Here is a 16793-nt window from a genome sequence, read left to right on the forward strand (position 1 = left end):
AAGTCATGTTGTTTATCACACTCTATACTCACAAGGAGGTGATACAACATGGCAAGCACAAATAAATTAGCAGTATCTGGTGCTCAAGCAGCATTAGATCAAATGAAATACGAAATCGCTCAAGAGTTTGGTGTTCAACTTGGAGCTGATGCAACATCTCGCGCTAACGGATCTGTTGGTGGCGAAATTACTAAACGTCTAGTTTCACTAGCTGAGCAACAATTAGGCGGTTACCAAAAATAATCCCATATACGATGGCTTAGAAAGAGCGGGTTCTCCCGCTCTTTCTTTTTTTGTCATTATTTATCGATAAATCGATATAAATTTATTCAACGGTTCGACATAAATATAAAAAAATTGTCAAAAGAAGAGGGTTCAAAATTTACTGAAAATTCTTTATTATATAAGAGAGGCATAGAAATAAAGGAGGATGTTTATGAAGAGAGAGGAATTGTTGGCGCCGCCGTCTTATAACTTAGTTTCGGAAATAGAGAAATATACGAATGATAAAGAGAAGCTTGCTTTAATTTGGCAAGATGATAAAGGGAATAGACGAGAGATTACATATTTTGAATTAATGCAAGGTGCGAATAGAATTGGAAACGCTTTTATAAAAAGTGGCTTACAAAAAGGGGACAAGCTCCTTATTATGATGCCGCGCTTAATTGAAGCTTACATGACGTATATTGCTGCGATTAAAGCAGGATTTGTCGTTATTCCAAGCTCAGAAATGTTGCGTAAAAAAGATATTGAGTATCGTATTGGGCACGGAGAAGTAAAAGCTATCGTAAGTTACGAACCGTATATTGGACAATTTGACGGCGTAGAAGCGGTGGAATCTCTTCAAAAATTCGTCTTGAGCGAGCGTTCAGTAGATGGTTGGACGAATTTAAAAACAGCATTAGAAACAGAAAGTGACATGTTAGAAATGGCGAAGACAGATAAAGAAGATATGGTCTTTTTATCTTATACGTCAGGGACGACAGGAAATCCGAAAGGTGTCGTTCATACGCATGCGTGGGCATACGCTCATTTACGTACGAGTGCCCCAAATTGGCTCGGAATTGAAGAGAATGATGTTGTATGGGCAACAGCTAGTCCTGGCTGGCAAAAGTGGATTTGGAGCCCGTTTGTAGCGACTCTCGGTTCAGGTGCAACTGGATTTGTATACCATGGTAAATTTGAACCGAAAACGTATTTGAGTTTATTAGGCGATAATAAGGTGAATGTGCTTTGTTGTACGCCGACTGAGTATAGATTAATGGCAAAGGTAGAAAACTTAAATGAGTATAATTTAGAAGCGTTACATAGCGCTGTATCAGCTGGTGAGCCGTTAAACAGAGAAGTCATTGAAACGTTCCAAAGGCATTTTGATATTACGGTAAGAGACGGTTATGGGCAAACGGAAAACACATTGCTCGTTGGGATAATGAAAGGGATGGATATTAGACCAGGATCAATGGGAAAACCAACGCCAGGAAACCATGTTGATATCGTAAATGAAGAAGGTATTCCGGTACAGGTAGGAGAAGTTGGTGATATTGCAGTTCACATTGAAACACCAGCCCTCTTTAAGCAATATTATAAAGATGATGAGCGCACAGCGATGCAATTCCGTGGTGATTATTATATTACGGGTGATAAGGCGAAAAAAGATGAAGACGGCTATTTCTGGTTTGAAGGCCGCGGAGATGATATCATTATTAGCTCTGGTTATACAATCGGGCCGTTTGAAGTAGAAGATGCACTTGTAAAACACCCATACGTAAGAGAATGTGCGGTTGTCGCAAGTCCAGATGAAATTCGCGGAAGTGTTGTGAAGGCATTTATCGTATTAAGAGAGAATATAGAAAAGAACGAAGAAACATTAATTCCAGTGCTCCAACAACACGTCAAAGAACTGACTGCACCATATAAATACCCTCGCAAAATTGAATTTGTAGATGAACTACCAAAAACGATTTCTGGAAAAATTCGCCGTATTGAACTTAGAAAACAAGAGATGGAACTACCTTCAAAATAATTTTGAAAATAGTGAAGTAAATAGTTGAATGAAATGTTACATGTATGATATTATAAAAAACGAACATAAGTTCGATTTTTATAAATTGAAAAAAGAGGTGTCCGTATGATTTTAGGTATTAATCCGTACTTAGTTTTAGATGGTAGTGGGCAAGAAGCTGTACAGTTTTATAAAGAGGCGTTAGATGCAAAAGTAGAAGTAATGCAAACTTTTGGTGATATGCCTGAAAATCCAGAATACCCGATTCCAGCTGAAGCGAAAGAGCGCGTTGCACATGCTACTTTAAAAGTTGGTAATACGGAGCTTATGATTTCTGATACATTCCCAGGTCAAGGGCATGTAATTGGATCTCAAGTAACAATCGCAATTCAAATTAGTAATGCAGAAAAGGCGAGAGAAGTATTCGATAAGTTACAAGAGGGTGGAGAAGTTATTATGCCACTTCAAGAAACTTTCTGGAGCCCAGCATACGGACAAGTAAAAGATAAATTTAGCATTGAATGGCAAATTACAACGAATCCTACTGAACAAAATTAATTTTTGGAAAAGCACCATTTTTAATCGAAATGGTGCTTTTTTTATACGCTTAAATTTCGTAGACTAAAGGAAAAAGGGGATGAATATATGGGAGAAATTTGGCATGGCGGAAGTATTTATACAATGCGAAAAGAAAACGAAAAAGTGGAAGCTGTTTACGTTGAAAATGGTGTCATTGTTGAATTAGGGGATAAGGAAGAGTTAGAAAAACGATATTCTGCGGAGGAGTTGTATGACTTAGAAGGAAAAACAATGATTCCAGGTCTCGTTGATAGCCATATGCATCTTATTGGGCATGGGGAGAGATTACTTCGTCTAGATCTATCAAATTGCAAATCTTATAGCGAAGTGCTTACCCTTGTTCAGAAGCGAGTAGAAGAAGCGCCAAAAGGCTCTTGGATTATCGGAGAAGGATGGAATGAAAATAATTTTACAGATACAAAACAAGTTCATGTACGTGATTTAGATGAAATCTCTAAAGAGCATCCGATTTTATTAAAGCGCGTTTGTCGTCACGTGACATGGGTGAATTCATACATATTGGAACAAGCGAAAATAACAGAAGCGGCGCAAGATCCGAAAGGCGGGAAAATTGGCCGGGACTCATTAAATAAATTAACAGGGCTTTTATATGAACAAGGACAAGAGTTAATTAAACATGTTCAACCTGAAATAGATGGAGCGTATTTGCAAAGAGCGTTGCAAACAGCGATTTCAGACTGCTGGCAATACGGGTTAGTTGGTGGACATACGGAAGATTTAAATTATTATGGCGGCTTTCAAAAAACTTACAATGCGTTTTCACACGTTATAAAAGAAATGCCATTTAAAGCACATTTGCTCGTTCATCATGAAGTAGCGAATGAGCGAAAAGAATATGAAGATGAGCACTATATTGAATTTGGGGCGATGAAGATTTTTTCTGACGGTTCTTTTGGCGGAAGAACAGCTTTATTGAGTGAGCCGTATGAAGATGCGCAGGAAACGAATGGAGTTGCGATTTTCTCACGTGAAGAGCTTGCAGGGTTAGTGAAGAAAGCACGTGATTTACATATGCCAGTTGCGATTCATACAATCGGTGACTTATCACTAGAATATGTCATTGATGCGCTTGAATTATATCCACCGGCAGAAGGATTACGTGACCGTATTATTCATTGCCAGCTTGCTCGTGAAGAGTTGATTGAAAGAATGAAACACTTGCCAGCTATTATCGATATTCAGCCGGTCTTTGTTTCATCGGATTTTCCGTCAGTGATTGAAAAACTAGGAAAGCATCGTCTTCGTTACGCATACGCTTGGAAGACATTGCTGGACGCAGGGTTACATTGCAATGGTGGATCTGATGCTCCAATTGAACAAGTGAATCCGTTTTTAGGTATATATAGTGCTGTTACACGTAGAAGTTTTCTTGATGGTGTATGTTATATGCCAGAAGAAAGATTAACGGTATATGAGGCTGTTTCTTTATTTACAACAGGAAGTGCGTATGCAATTGGAAAAGAAGCAAAGCGAGGACAAATTACAAAAGGATATGAAGCAGACTTTACGATATTAGACCGCAATGTTTTTGAAATTGAGGCGGAAGAAATAAAAGAAGTACAGGCCGAAATGACCGTCATTGATGGGGAGATTGTTTATAGAAAAGACGCTTGAAAATATATCAGCGATTATTAAAATATATCGACTTACCGACAAAAGCTGACAATAATGGCGATTGCATAGTAAGAGATGGCTGCCCACACCAATCGGGGTAAATAAATAACCCTCGAATTATGGAAATCCCATAATTCGAGGGTTATTTGATTACTATAAAAACGTTCTCTGTACTTTTTCCCAGAAGGAATTATTTTTTAATTTAACAGTTTTAATTTGTTTATCACTTAAACGAACAACGGCTTTTTCCACTTGTTTAATGCTAAGTGCTTCGTTATCCATTCCGATAACAGGATAATCATTGCCATCAGGTTTAAGTGTTAAAGTTAACGTACGCTCGTGATTTAAAAGGAACGGTGACCCGAGTGTACGGTATGTGTTGTTATTTAAAGATGCTAGTTCGCTTACTTGGAAACATGGGATAAGTGGATCGACAACTGCACCATGTAATGATTTATTGTAAGCGGTACTGCCTGTTGGTGTGGAGATAACTAATCCATCACCTCTAAATGTTTCAAAATGTAAATTGTCGACGTGTACATCTACGACAAATGTTTTAATGATGCTAGAGCGTAATGAAAATTCATTTAAACAATGGAAAGATGTACCGTGATCTACATCTACTTTAATTGTTGGATATTTTCGCACTTCAATTTCGTTTTTTGTAATTTCTTGAAGGGCTGTATCAACGTGATCGATATGGAAATCGCAGTAGAAAGAAATTTCATCTTTCGTAGAAATACCTGCGTATAAGCAATCTTCTCTAAAACCAGTTTTACGAACGGCTTGTAAGAAAGTTCCATCATCTCCAACGCTGACGATAGCGTTTGCATTTTTTGGATGATCTAATATGGTAAATCCATTTTCCTCTAAAATACGATATACTGGTTTCATTTTTTCAACGAGCGTTACTTTGTCATCACCATAAAAGAAAAATAAATTGCGACGATCTGCCATTATGTATCCCTCCACTGCAGTTAAATTTTCTAGTTTTAGTGCTGCATACCATCAATGGGTATTCTGAATGATATGCTCAAATAGTATATTTCGATATGAAATGTCAAAATCCCTTTTTATTTTTAGAAAAATTTTTATATTCAATTTTATCAAAGATTGTTTAATGTTGAATAAACTTGTCGATAATGGGTATGGAGTGAAAGGATGGTACGAATGAAATGGCTCGTAATTGGAATGATAATTCTTCTACTTTTTATTTTGCTAATACTATTATCGAAAATATCGCTTAAGGTGACGTTTTTATATTCAGAAATGGAAAAGCAATGTTTATTTCAAGTGAAAATATGGATGATTCGATATACGTTTGATGTATTGGAAAGAATTGAAAAACAGCAGAAAAAGACGGGGCAGAAAATCGAAAAAGCTGAGGCAGATGGCGGAGTAGATAATAAAATTATGGCACAACTTGATAGCATTGGAGAACTGATAAAAAAGCTTCAAGAAGTTCATACTATTGTTAAAGATTTTCTCAAAAGAGTGAAAATCAATAGTTGGAAATGGCATTCACAAATTGGAGCAGGCGACGCGGCTAGTACTGGAATTGTCACTGGATATGCATGGGGGACAAAAGGAATGGCTGCTGGAGTTGTAGGACAATATATGCATATTGTCGACGTACCAGAATTTGAAATTACACCTGTTTTTCAAGGGAAGGGATTTGCATCCAGATGTGAATTAACAGCTTCCTTTCATATATTTCGTACTGTGAAAACAGCGGTAAAATTACTCATGTTTATGAGAAAGCAAAAGTCTGGTATGACAGATAAATCTATTCAAGCATAGGGGGGATATAGAATGGACCATCCAATTCAAGGTTTAATGACAACAGCAATGCAGCACTTAAAACAAATGACTGATGTAAATACAATAGTTGGTGATCCAATTAAAGCGGCAGATGGAAGTGTAATTCTTACCGTTTCGAAAGTAAGTTTTGGATTTGCTGCTGGTGGAAGTGAATTTGGAAAAGTAGAACATTCTGGTCGTCATCCTTTTGGAGGAGGTAGCGGTGGTGGAGTTTCCATTAATCCTGTTGCCTTTCTCGTTATAAATGGAGATGGTGTGAAAGTTTTACATTTAGATAAACAAACACATGTCATTGACAAAATAATTGAATTAGCGCCACAAGCTGTTGATAAAGTGAAAGAAATGATGGATAAACGAAAAGAAGATGATCCGGAATTTCAAATTTAACGAGTAAAGAAGCTAATCAATGAATTAGCTTCTTTATTTTTTTGTAAATAAAGCGATTTTATTTGCATTATCGATGGGGACAAACTATGATTTACATTGTACATATTTTGTTTAAATAAGGGAGGATTTTTAAGTGGCAAATGTAACTTTTAAAGGTAACCCAATGACTTTAGTTGGAACAGAAGTTAAAGTTGGCGATCAAGCGCCTAACTTCCAAGTATTAGCAAATGACTTATCTCCAGTAAGTTTAGAAACATACAAAGGTGAAGTGAAATTAATTAGTGTTGTACCTTCAATCGACACAGGTGTGTGTGATGCACAAACTCGTCGTTTTAACGAAGATGCAGCAGGTATTGAAAATACGAAAGTATTAACAATTAGCGCTGATTTACCATTCGCTCAAAAACGTTGGTGTGCAGCTAACGGTTTAGAAAACGTTGCGACACTTTCTGATCACCGTGACCTTTCATTCGGTGAAGCTTATGGCTTAGTAATGAAAGAACTTCGTTTACTTGCTCGTGCGGTATTCGTAGTAGATAGCAATGACAAAGTAGTTTACGTAGAATACGTAAGCGAAGGCACAAGCCATCCAAACTATGAAGCAGCATTAGAAGCAGCTAAATTAGCGAAGTAATGTAAATGAAGACGACCTCTCATTAAAGTTTCACTTTAGAAGAGGTCGTTTTTTCTCATGTATTGTTAACTGAACCAATATATGAGAAAAGGCGTTACATCATAAACAACTTGAAGGGGAGCTCTTAAAAAGAGGTCGCTTTTTCTTTTTGGAAAAAATCACTTTGTGGTATGATATAAGTTATGTGTAAAAGAGAGAAGGAGGAATGTACGTGAGTCAGGCAGTAGAAACATTATTTTCTATTTTTGATTCTTCTACGGTAGTTTTACGTAAAGAATTAGATGTAACATTTTTAGAGGCGCTTGTAGAAACAGGTGATAACTTGTTTGAAGGAGCGATTTTACAAGAGGAATTATCCGAATCAACAATTGAAAGGTTGAATCGTGAATATAGTACGTTTAATGAAGAAACATATAAAGGGGAAGAAATTCGTAAAGCATTTCAGCTAGCCATTTTAAAAGGAATGAAAGAAGGCGTGCAAGCGAATCATGAAATGACGCCAGATGCAGTTGGAATGTTCATGAGCTACTTATTCCATAAATTTATGCAAGGGCAAAAAGAAATTACAGTTTTAGACCCTGCAATTGGAACGGGTAACTTAATGACTACAGTGTTTAATAGCGCCAAAGAAGAACTAGCAATGAGTGGATTTGGTGTAGAAGTGGATGAAGTGCTAATTAAACTTGCTTTAGTAAATGCGAATTTACAAAAGCATGCAATCGAATTCTTCCATCAAGATGGACTAGCACCACTTTATATCGATCCAGTTGATGCAGTCATTTCAGACTTACCAATTGGTTACTACCCAAATGAAATCGGTGCGAGTGAATATAAGTTAAAAGCAGATGAAGGAATGTCATATGCACATCACTTATTTATTGAACAAAGTGTGAAACATACGAAAGAAGGCGGGTATTTATTCTTCTTAGTACCAAACTTCATTTTTGAAAGTGATCAAGCGCCAAAGCTACATGCATTTATTAAAGAGACATGCTTTATTCAAGGATTGTTACAGCTACCTGTTTCCATGTTTAAAAACGAGAAAAATGCAAAAAGTATATTTGTTCTCCAAAAGAAAGGCCAGGATGTAACAATGCCAAAACAGGCACTACTAGTGGAATTACCTAAATTCTCTAACATGAAGGCTATGGAGAACATTATGGATCAATTGAATACTTGGTTTGCAACACATAAATAATACGATATATATGTAACAGGGTAAGTAATTAATGTAGTACAGTTGTATATGATATGTAATATTTTTTAATATATACAAGATTTAACTGAATTTTTTTGAAATCTGTAATATATTTTTTTTCTTGGTGTTACAATTTTTTCACTTGAAATATATGTCGGACGATGTTTAAATTAAAATCGTGAGTATAAAATTTACTGATGATGAAACGTTTTCATAATAAGTGAATTTAATTAGATAAAATCGAGCGGTTTGTGGAATGATCCACACAACTACCAAGAGAAAAAGGGGCGAAAGACTAGATGTCAAAAATCATCGCGATTAACGCAGGAAGCTCTTCCTTAAAGTTCCAATTATTTGAAATGCCAAGTGAAACAGTATTAACAAAAGGTTTAGTAGAACGTATCGGTTTAGAAGATAGTATCTTCACAATTACTGTAGATGGCGAAAAACAAAAAGAAATTACAAACATCCCAGATCATGCAGTAGCAGTTAACATGCTTCTTAAGAAATTAACTGAAAACGGAATCGTAAAATCTCTTGATGAGATTGGCGGTATCGGTCACCGTGTTGTACACGGCGGCGAAAAATTTGCTGATTCTGTTTTAATTGATGCTGAAGTATTAGCTGATATCGAAGAATTAAGCGATTTAGCACCACTTCACAACCCAGCAAACCTTGTTGGTATTAAAGCATTCCAAGAAGTACTACCAAACGTACCAGCAGTAGCAGTATTCGATACAGCATTCCACCAAACAATGCCGGAATCTGCATTCCTATACAGCTTACCATATGAGTACTATGAGAAATTTGGCATCCGTAAATACGGTTTCCACGGAACTTCTCATAAATACGTAACTGAGCGTGCGGCTGAATTATTAGGTCGTCCAATTGAAAGCTTAAGCCTACTTTCTTGTCACTTAGGTAACGGTGCAAGTATCGCAGCAGTAGAAGGCGGTAAATCTATCGATACTTCTATGGGCTTCACGCCACTTGCTGGTGTAACAATGGGTACACGTTCTGGTAACCTTGACCCTGCGTTAATTCCATACATCATGGAAAAAACAGGCCAAACAGTAGAAGAAGTAGTTAACGTATTAAACAAGAAGAGTGGTATGTTAGGTCTTACTGGTTACTCTAGTGACCTACGTGACATCATTGCGAAAGAAGAAGAAGGCGACCACCGTGCGAAAGTAGCACTTGACGTGTTCGTAAGCCGTATCCATAAATACATCGGTTCTTACACAGCTCGTATGAAGGGCGTTGACGCTATCATCTTTACAGCTGGTGTAGGTGAAAACAGTGCAATTATTCGTGAGCGCGTATTAGAAGGCCTTGAGTACATGGGCGTATACTTCGACGCAAAACGCAATAACGTATTCGGTGAAGAAGCATTCATCAGCTTCCCACACTCTCCAGTGAAAATTATCGTAATTCCAACTGACGAAGAAGTTATGATCGCTCGTGACGTACTACGTCTTGGAGATATTGGTTAATATATGAAAAGAAAGACGAGATCCTATAGGATTTCGTCTTTTTTCTTTTTGATATATTTTAAAATTCCACCTGGATATAATAATTTTTCCTTCTGAATGAATGCAGTAATGGGAACCCATTTTGCATAAGACGCTGTTTGTTCATCCTTTATATTCAGTAATTCCATTTCATATAGTGATGTGTCTAATAAACGCAAAGAATATAGTTGAATAATCTCATGACCAATTTCCCCATCTAGATGAAAGATGTTTTCTAAGCAACCTAAATAATTGGTAACTTCTATTTCTGTATGAAGCTCTTCTTTAAATTCTCGAATAATGGTATCTGCTGATTTCTCACCAAGTTCAATTGAACCGCCAAGAGGACGATAATATGTTTCGTCGCCTGTACGATATTCTTGTACGAGAAGTCGCTCTTGATGTATAGCAATGCCAAAAGCTTTTGCACGTGGATACATATGTATAATCACTCCTTATTTGTTTTGTATAAGGGTGATTATAATGTAGCTAAGTAGAAATTGATTACATATGTATTCGGATAGATGTTTGGACTTAGGTTGTAAATAAAGAACATGCGATGTACAAGCATATTTGTAAATATGATACAATAGAAAAAAATCGAACGAGGTGGTTGTTGCGATGCGATCGAAGCGAGAACAAGCCATTTTAGAAAATATAAAAGAGTGGGAAGGGCAATTAGTAGAGCAAGAAGCGACCGATTTTCAAAAGATGTTTGATAAGTGGTTGCATACTACAGTTGCAAAACTACCTGAGAAAAAACGAAAAGACTTTTTTACGAAAGCAGATGGATGGCTCTTTCATTTGCATGCGCTTATTCAAAGTTCACAATCCCAGTTAGATGCACGTAATCGTATTTTAGGAACGTCGAGATTATTTGATGAATCAATTGAGCAACTTGAAGATTTGAAGGCGTTATCTATTGATCAATTAACATACATAGCAGAGCAGCAAACAGCACGTCATCGTCTATATTCATTCGTACAAGGCGGAGCAACAGGTGCTGGCGGTCTATTATTATTAACGGCTGATTTTCCGGTTATGATTGCATTAAATGTGAAGGCTGTACAACTTATTGCGACATCATTTGGGCATGATGTGAACAAGCCGTATGAAATGATGCTTGCGTTAAAGGTATTCCATGCAGCATTATTGCCGGCGAGACTTCAGCAATATGCATGGTACAATTTACTGAGAGAACTTGAGCAAGAAGATTCATTTTTTTATGAAGGAGACGAAGAGGTGTTAAAGCCAGCTTCTACTGAGGTTGTGTTAAAACAAATTTTGAAGACATTTTCGATTTATGCTCTTCGTCGTAAATTATTCCAAGGCATCCCTGTAATTGGAATGGCAATCGGATCTACAGTGAATTATCGTTTAACAAGAAATGTTACTGAATTTGCGAATAGATTTTATCAAGTGCGCCACATAATCGAGAAAGAAAAGAGAGCATGAAAAAAAGCGAGAGGCCGAAGCCTTTCGCTTTTTAGTTTGTCGCATGTTTTTTTGACATTGGAATAGAAACGGGTTGCTTTGCTGCTTTCTTTTCTGTTTTTGGATAGTAAATTAAATCCAATGTTTTTGCCTGTACGGCAATCGAAAGAATAGTAAAAGCAATTTCTGTCCAATTTAAATAATATAATGAAAGCGCAAGAACAATCGCGTCAAAGACGAAGAAAATTTGCCCAATTGTAAAACGAGTTCGTTTACTTAATATAATTGTTAAAATATCGTCTCCACCGGTTGCACCGCCAAATCGCAATATAAAACCGAGTCCAATACCAGCTAACGCACCGCCAACTACTGCAGCTACAAATAAATTATTTGATAAATCTACCGTAAAAGGAGAATAATTTTCCATAAGGGAATAAAATACTCCGAATGCAAGTGAACCTAAGAATGAATAGCCAACCATTTTTCTACCTAAAAATGAAGCACATAGTAAAATAATAGGGATATCCATTACTACAGTTGAAATAGATGGTGAAATATCATAAAAATTTTGGATAAATAGTGCAATACCTACAAAGCCACCTTCTGTTAAGTGGTTTTGGAAGTGAATGTGATATAGCGCTGCTGCTAAAATAAATGAACCGATTAAAACCATAAAAACTTCTTTAATAATTTGTCGACTTTGGATGTTCCTCATCGTTATTCCTTCTTTCCGTAGTTAGTAGTCCTTTTGGTGTTGTAAACTAACTACGAGCTCACATGTAGCTTTCAGTTAGTTTACGTAAAACTAACTACGCTATATGTCGCTGAAGAAATAACGAATAATCCTCTCGTCCATCAATTCTCCCTACCTTCGTTTTAGTTTAAGTCTTAAAGCGACTAAACAAAACGTGGAGTAGGATTCTTCATTTAGCAATCCTGCTCTTCTTTGTTTTGTTTAGCTAGTAACAATTAAGTCCTAAACAAAACGCTATGTGTAAGAAGAGTCTTTTTTTTGCCAAATTATCCTTCGGGCAATCATAATTTCCCCACTCTCGTATTTTTTTTCGCTAGACTAAAGTATCTGAGCTGAAAAATACGCTACGTGTATGATTCGTCAATACGATGCCACATGCTCCTTCGAGCGATCATGATATCAAAATCCCTTCCTTCAAGATTTATATTATTATATCATACTTTCAAAAAATACATGCGGATGGAAACCGACAATAACCGGAGGGAATCTACAAAAAATGTTATGTTTAAATATTTTTGTAGAAAAGCCTAAGTGATTTTGCAGGATTGGACAGTTTTTAGAAGTTTGTCCAATAAGTAAGAAAAGAAGAGTTCTTATTCAATTGTATTGTTCTTATCACTTTTATCTTTAAAAAATGCATCCCAGCTAATCACACTTAAAAAAGTTAAAGCGATAATAATGAAAGCTCGCATAATTTTGAGGCCTCCTTTTGTACATAGTATATGAATAATTTGGCTCGGAATGTGTCATTTTTTTACAAGCTCTAACTATTATGAGAGTATATTAATATAGATAGATGAAGGGGAGAATGGAGATATGCTAAAAGACATGTTTAAAAGAAGAGAATTAACATGCGTTTCATGTCAGAAAAAGATTGAATATGAAGAAGAGCTAGTTGCTTTTGTGAAGTTGCCGAAAGAAAGAAGTATATTAGTAGGCCCGTTTGATGTATGTTTAGCAAAAACGGCGCAAGAAATATATTGCAAAGCTTGTTACGATAAAAAAGCATGACCCAAAGTAAATGAGGGCATGCTTTTTTCATTGATGTGCTTTTCCCTTAGATACATTTTGGGTTAGACGATACCAAAGCCAAAGATCGTTAATAATTGAAGCAAGATCGGCAATTTCTGAATTTAGCTTGCAAGAAATTTCGAAGTCTTCTTCGTTATTTAAGTGGTTTTGTTTCGCGTTAATATGGTGCTCAAGTTCCTTTATACGATCAGGTATTTTTCCGCGAACTTGCTCCCATTTTAATAAAATAGAATGCTGTGCTTGTTCAGAGATGTCTTCCCATTTTTCTTGTATGTTCGGCACTTCAATTCCTAGATGCTCATTGTATATAAAATATTTTTTCATAGACACCCCTCCATTTTCCTGCCTCTATTTTACATAAAAAAAGAAAGAAGTTCGACGGAATTGTTTGAAAAAAATTATAAATTCCCCTTGATTCATTTTATGAAAGGTGATAAAGTTTGGATTATTATAAGAAAAGATGAATATTTATTCTTTAGGGGGATGCAAAATGGAGAAGAAAAAAGTTGTATTAGCATATTCCGGAGGTCTTGATACTTCCGTTGCAATTAAATGGTTACAAGAGAAGAATTATGATATTATCGCGCTTTGCTTAGATCTAGGGGAAGGTAAAGACTTAGCGTTTGTAAAAGAAAAAGCACTTTCAGTAGGTGCAATTAAATCATATATGATTGATGTTCAAGAAGAATTCGCGAATGAATATGCATTGATAGCGATGCAAGCTCACACGTTATACGAAGGGAAATATCCTCTTGTCTCTGCATTATCTCGTCCGCTTATTGCGAAAAAATTAGTGGAAATTGCAGAACAAGAAGGCGCAACTGCAGTTGCACATGGATGTACAGGGAAAGGGAATGATCAAGTTCGTTTTGAAGTTTCTATTCAAGCGTTGAATCCATATTTAGAAGTTATTGCGCCTGTACGTGAATGGAAATGGTCACGTGAAGAAGAAATTGCATATGCAAAAGAAAATGATATACCGATTCCAATTAATTTAGATAGCCCGTTTTCAATCGATCAAAACTTATGGGGACGCAGCAACGAATGTGGAATTTTAGAAGATCCATGGGCAGCGCCGCCAGAAGAAGCATACGAGATGACATTAGCATTAGAAGATACACCGAATAAACCAGAGTTTGTAGAAATCGGATTTGAAGCAGGAGTACCGACGACTTTAAACGGCACTGCATATTCACTTTCAGAATTAATTAAAACGTTAAATGCACTTGCTGGAAAACATGGCGTTGGACGTATCGATCATGTAGAAAATCGCCTTGTCGGTATTAAATCTCGTGAAGTGTACGAATGCCCAGCGGCAATGACATTAATAACAGCGCATAAAGAACTTGAAGATTTAACACTTGTGAAAGAGGTCGCTCATTTCAAACCGATGATTGAGCAAAAACTAACAGAATTAATTTATAACGGTTTATGGTTCTCACCTTTAAAACAAGCACTCAATGCTTTCTTACAAGAAACGCAAAAAAATGTAACAGGTACAGTGCGTGTGAAATTATTTAAAGGTCATGCGATTGTAGAAGGACGTAAATCTGAGTACTCTTTATACGATGAGAAATTAGCTACGTATACTGCCCAGGATGAATTTAATCATGATGCAGCAGTTGGATTTATTTCATTATTCGGTTTACCTACGAAAGTATACAGCCAGGTGAATCAAAAGAAGGTGGAAGCGTGAGCAAACTTTGGGGCGGACGTTTTACAGAAGAAGCGGAAGCATGGGTTGAAGAATTTGGAGCATCCATCTCCTTTGATCAACAATTAGTCAATCAAGATATAAATGGGAGTATTGCACACGTAACGATGCTAGCAAAGCAAGGTATCCTTACGAAAGAAGAAGCAGAGAAAATAAAGATGGGGCTTCAGTATTTATTAAAAGAAGCGAAAGAGAATAAGCTCCAATTCTCAGTAGAAGCAGAAGATATTCATTTAAACATTGAAAAAATGTTAATTGAACAAATTGGCGAAGTAGGTGGGAAACTTCATACAGGCCGAAGCCGTAACGATCAAGTAGCGACAGATATGCACTTGTATTTAAAAGAAAAAGTAGAAGATATTATAAAAGCTACAAAACAATTGCAAACTGTTCTTGTTCATCAAGCGGAAAATAATATTGAAACAATTATGCCTGGCTATACGCACTTGCAACGTGCACAGCCGATTTCATTTGCGCATCATATTCTTGCTTACTTTTGGATGTTAGAGCGCGATGTGAATCGTCATGAAGATTCGTTAAAGCGTATTAACATTTCGCCATTAGGAGCTGGAGCACTAGCTGGTACAACATTCCCGATTGACAGAGAATATAGTGCGGAGCTTCTTGGATTTAATGGAATCTATGAAAATAGTTTAGATGCGGTAAGTGATCGTGATTTCATACTGGAGTTTTTAAGTAACTCATCTATGCTCATGATGCACTTATCACGCTTTTGCGAAGAACTTATTTTATGGAGTAGCCAAGAATTTCAATTTATTGAAATGAGCGATCAATACGCAACAGGAAGCAGTATTATGCCGCAAAAGAAAAATCCGGATATGGCTGAGCTTATTCGCGGAAAAACAGGCAGAGTATATGGCAATTTATTTAGCTTACTTACAGTAATGAAAGGATTGCCACTCGCTTACAATAAAGACTTGCAAGAAGATAAAGAAGGAATGTTTGATACAGTGAAAACAGTAGAAGGATGCCTTCATATTATGGCAGGCATGATTGAAACGATGACTGTAAACAAAGAAAAAATGGGGCAAGCTGTGACGCAGGACTTCTCTAACGCAACAGAAATTGCCGACTATTTAGCAAGCAAGGGACTGCCGTTCCGTCAAGCTCATGAAATTGTTGGGAAGTTAGTTCTACATTGCACACAAAAAGGAATTTATTTATTAGATGTACCACTAGAAACATATAAAGAAATGAGTCCGTTATTTGAAGAAGATTTATATGAAGTTCTTTCACCGTATGCGGCTGTAAAGCGCCGTAATAGTGCTGGCGGAACAGGGTTTGAACAAATCCAAAACGCTTTAGAGAAAGCGAAGGGGTTAGTTGGAGAGTTTGTTGGAAGTTAAATGATGTATGATATAGAAGGTAAGGTGCTTTTTTAAAAAGTACCTTACCTTTTTGTATTTAGACTTTTAGGTACGTATCTATCATTTCATAATTATTTTGCATAATCATAAAATGATGCTTCTCATGTATTGCTAATAGTTGAATAGATTGAATAAGGTTAGGGTAGTGAGCAATGGGGTCTAAAAATCCGATATGTCCTGCGATATTTTCTTCTATATTTTGAACTAGTTTTTTTATTTCATCTGTTTCACGTGAAAGTAATTCTTCTAATTCGTTTACATTCATAGAGTGATAGACTTTTTTTGAAGGGATTAAAATCCAAGGGGCTTTCATGCCTCTGCCGTGTTTTTCTTTATATTCGGCATAAATGTCATGTATGTCAGTTGCAAATGGGGCGTTTTTTCTTAGCTTGGCATAAGGGATAAGAGTGAAAGAGAATTTAATCGCTACTTTTAGCATCCTTGTAATTAAATATAAGTGATAAAAGTGCTCCCCAATAGACCATTTTCCGTCCTCTTTCCTATACCATAGTTGTTCTTGTGAAAGTGAATGAAGCTTAGGTAGGAACTGGTTTCTTTGCACATGTAATGTGTGAAAATGTTTTGAGATATTTTCAGATTTCATAGTAGAGCATCCTCTGTACCTATTTTTTCCTAATTATAACATTTTTCGTGTAGATTTAATTAAGCCTAGAACAATATGTTCTAGGCTTAAAGCTTCATTG

At 36.4% G+C, this 16793-nt stretch carries 18 protein-coding genes; 13 read left to right on the forward strand and 5 right to left on the reverse strand.

The features are described from left to right. Window positions 1–48: 48 nt before the first annotated feature. From QCI75_RS04080 to QCI75_RS04095, 4 genes are all read left to right on the forward strand, one after another. Window positions 49–243 (forward strand): alpha/beta-type small acid-soluble spore protein, encoded by a 195-nt coding sequence (locus QCI75_RS04080; RefSeq protein ID WP_000168891.1) that lies wholly within the window; start codon window positions 49–51, stop codon window positions 241–243. A gap of 193 nt (window positions 244–436) precedes the next feature. Then, entirely contained in the window at window positions 437–2023 is a 1587-nt protein-coding gene (gene mbcS, locus QCI75_RS04085) for an acyl-CoA synthetase MbcS (RefSeq protein WP_097833079.1), read from the forward strand. Between the two features lie 105 nt (window positions 2024–2128). Next, the gene (locus tag QCI75_RS04090) at window positions 2129–2560 is read left to right on the forward strand and encodes a VOC family protein (protein ID WP_353759993.1); all 432 of its coding nucleotides are present in this window, start codon (window positions 2129–2131) and stop codon (window positions 2558–2560) included. Between the two features lie 87 nt (window positions 2561–2647). After that, a complete protein-coding gene (locus QCI75_RS04095; protein WP_353759994.1) occupies window positions 2648–4216 on the forward strand; it encodes an amidohydrolase in 1569 nt (522 codons plus the stop codon). A 153-nt stretch (window positions 4217–4369) separates the two neighbouring features. Here QCI75_RS04095 and QCI75_RS04100 read toward each other — a convergent pair whose 3' ends face one another. Further along, the gene (locus QCI75_RS04100; RefSeq protein ID WP_144507340.1) at window positions 4370–5173 is read right to left on the reverse strand and encodes an NAD kinase; all 804 of its coding nucleotides are present in this window, start codon (window positions 5171–5173) and stop codon (window positions 4370–4372) included. 204 nt (window positions 5174–5377) lie between these two features. On the opposite strand from QCI75_RS04100, the gene QCI75_RS04105 reads away from it, so the two are divergent. The 5 genes from QCI75_RS04105 (at window position 5378) to ackA (ending at window position 9749) form a co-directional block, all read left to right on the forward strand. After that, window positions 5378–6016, forward strand: coding sequence for a DUF2953 domain-containing protein (locus QCI75_RS04105; protein WP_144507339.1), 639 nt, complete (start codon window positions 5378–5380; stop codon window positions 6014–6016). Between the two features lie 12 nt (window positions 6017–6028). Beyond that, entirely contained in the window at window positions 6029–6424 is a 396-nt protein-coding gene (ytfJ, locus tag QCI75_RS04110) for a GerW family sporulation protein (RefSeq protein WP_000350003.1), read from the forward strand. A gap of 133 nt (window positions 6425–6557) precedes the next feature. After that, window positions 6558–7058, forward strand: coding sequence for a thiol peroxidase (tpx, locus tag QCI75_RS04115; RefSeq protein ID WP_105586836.1), 501 nt, complete (start codon window positions 6558–6560; stop codon window positions 7056–7058). A 211-nt stretch (window positions 7059–7269) separates the two neighbouring features. Further along, window positions 7270–8256 (forward strand): class I SAM-dependent methyltransferase, encoded by a 987-nt coding sequence (locus tag QCI75_RS04120; RefSeq protein ID WP_144507338.1) that lies wholly within the window; start codon window positions 7270–7272, stop codon window positions 8254–8256. Window positions 8257–8555: 299 nt separating this feature from the next. After that, window positions 8556–9749 carry an acetate kinase gene (ackA, locus tag QCI75_RS04125; RefSeq protein WP_144507337.1) on the forward strand — a complete coding sequence of 398 codons (1194 nt, stop codon included), beginning with the start codon at window positions 8556–8558 and terminating at the stop codon, window positions 9747–9749. Between the two features lie 23 nt (window positions 9750–9772). Here ackA and QCI75_RS04130 read toward each other — a convergent pair whose 3' ends face one another. Further along, complete coding sequence (locus QCI75_RS04130; protein ID WP_353759995.1) at window positions 9773–10207, reverse strand: NUDIX hydrolase; 435 nt, start codon at window positions 10205–10207, stop codon at window positions 9773–9775. 181 nt (window positions 10208–10388) lie between these two features. Here QCI75_RS04130 and QCI75_RS04135 point away from each other — a divergent pair, with 181 nt between their 5' ends. Then, window positions 10389–11222 (forward strand): EcsC family protein, encoded by an 834-nt coding sequence (locus tag QCI75_RS04135; RefSeq protein WP_353759996.1) that lies wholly within the window; start codon window positions 10389–10391, stop codon window positions 11220–11222. 31 nt (window positions 11223–11253) lie between these two features. Here QCI75_RS04135 and QCI75_RS04140 read toward each other — a convergent pair whose 3' ends face one another. Then, window positions 11254–11916: a YitT family protein gene (locus QCI75_RS04140; protein WP_144507335.1), complete on the reverse strand. Its 663-nt coding sequence runs from the start codon at window positions 11914–11916 to the stop codon at window positions 11254–11256. 855 nt (window positions 11917–12771) lie between these two features. Here QCI75_RS04140 and QCI75_RS04145 point away from each other — a divergent pair. Then, window positions 12772–12966 carry a hypothetical protein gene (locus QCI75_RS04145; protein ID WP_144507334.1) on the forward strand — a complete coding sequence of 65 codons (195 nt, stop codon included), beginning with the start codon at window positions 12772–12774 and terminating at the stop codon, window positions 12964–12966. A gap of 27 nt (window positions 12967–12993) precedes the next feature. On the opposite strand, the gene QCI75_RS04150 is transcribed toward QCI75_RS04145, so the two are convergent. Then, the gene (locus QCI75_RS04150) at window positions 12994–13311 is read right to left on the reverse strand and encodes a radical SAM protein (protein ID WP_353759997.1); all 318 of its coding nucleotides are present in this window, start codon (window positions 13309–13311) and stop codon (window positions 12994–12996) included. Window positions 13312–13477: 166 nt separating this feature from the next. Here QCI75_RS04150 and QCI75_RS04155 point away from each other — a divergent pair, with 166 nt between their 5' ends. Beyond that, window positions 13478–14683 carry an argininosuccinate synthase gene (locus QCI75_RS04155; RefSeq protein WP_131232605.1) on the forward strand — a complete coding sequence of 402 codons (1206 nt, stop codon included), beginning with the start codon at window positions 13478–13480 and terminating at the stop codon, window positions 14681–14683. Beyond that, window positions 14680–16068, forward strand: coding sequence for an argininosuccinate lyase (gene argH / locus QCI75_RS04160; RefSeq protein WP_353759998.1), 1389 nt, complete (start codon window positions 14680–14682; stop codon window positions 16066–16068). Before QCI75_RS04155 ends, argH begins: the two co-directional genes overlap by 4 nt. Before the next feature lie 58 nt (window positions 16069–16126). Here argH and QCI75_RS04165 read toward each other — a convergent pair whose 3' ends face one another. Continuing rightward, window positions 16127–16693, reverse strand: coding sequence for a DinB family protein (locus QCI75_RS04165; protein ID WP_353759999.1), 567 nt, complete (start codon window positions 16691–16693; stop codon window positions 16127–16129). Window positions 16694–16793 lie beyond the last annotated feature (100 nt).

The sequence above is a fragment of the Bacillus cereus group sp. RP43 genome (genome assembly GCF_040459645.1).
Classification (GTDB): domain Bacteria; phylum Bacillota; class Bacilli; order Bacillales; family Bacillaceae_G; genus Bacillus_A; species Bacillus_A mycoides_C.

What these genes read in the sequence shown, in the direction of transcription:
- QCI75_RS04080 (WP_000168891.1), top strand. Translation starts at nt 49, where the DNA reads ATGGCAAGCACAAATAAATTAGCAGTATCTGGTGCTCAAGCAGCATTA.
- QCI75_RS04100 (WP_144507340.1), bottom strand. Translation starts at nt 5,173, where the DNA reads ATGGCAGATCGTCGCAATTTATTTTTCTTTTATGGTGATGACAAAGTA.
- QCI75_RS04140 (WP_144507335.1), bottom strand. Translation starts at nt 11,916, where the DNA reads ATGAGGAACATCCAAAGTCGACAAATTATTAAAGAAGTTTTTATGGTT.
- QCI75_RS04090 (WP_353759993.1), top strand. Translation starts at nt 2,129, where the DNA reads ATGATTTTAGGTATTAATCCGTACTTAGTTTTAGATGGTAGTGGGCAA.
- QCI75_RS04105 (WP_144507339.1), top strand. Translation starts at nt 5,378, where the DNA reads ATGGTACGAATGAAATGGCTCGTAATTGGAATGATAATTCTTCTACTT.
- ytfJ (WP_000350003.1), top strand. Translation starts at nt 6,029, where the DNA reads ATGGACCATCCAATTCAAGGTTTAATGACAACAGCAATGCAGCACTTA.
- ackA (WP_144507337.1), top strand. Translation starts at nt 8,556, where the DNA reads ATGTCAAAAATCATCGCGATTAACGCAGGAAGCTCTTCCTTAAAGTTC.
- QCI75_RS04130 (WP_353759995.1), bottom strand. Translation starts at nt 10,207, where the DNA reads ATGTATCCACGTGCAAAAGCTTTTGGCATTGCTATACATCAAGAGCGA.
- mbcS (WP_097833079.1), top strand. Translation starts at nt 437, where the DNA reads ATGAAGAGAGAGGAATTGTTGGCGCCGCCGTCTTATAACTTAGTTTCG.
- QCI75_RS04145 (WP_144507334.1), top strand. Translation starts at nt 12,772, where the DNA reads ATGCTAAAAGACATGTTTAAAAGAAGAGAATTAACATGCGTTTCATGT.
- QCI75_RS04165 (WP_353759999.1), bottom strand. Translation starts at nt 16,693, where the DNA reads ATGAAATCTGAAAATATCTCAAAACATTTTCACACATTACATGTGCAA.
- QCI75_RS04150 (WP_353759997.1), bottom strand. Translation starts at nt 13,311, where the DNA reads ATGAAAAAATATTTTATATACAATGAGCATCTAGGAATTGAAGTGCCG.
- QCI75_RS04095 (WP_353759994.1), top strand. Translation starts at nt 2,648, where the DNA reads ATGGGAGAAATTTGGCATGGCGGAAGTATTTATACAATGCGAAAAGAA.
- QCI75_RS04135 (WP_353759996.1), top strand. Translation starts at nt 10,389, where the DNA reads ATGCGATCGAAGCGAGAACAAGCCATTTTAGAAAATATAAAAGAGTGG.
- QCI75_RS04155 (WP_131232605.1), top strand. Translation starts at nt 13,478, where the DNA reads ATGGAGAAGAAAAAAGTTGTATTAGCATATTCCGGAGGTCTTGATACT.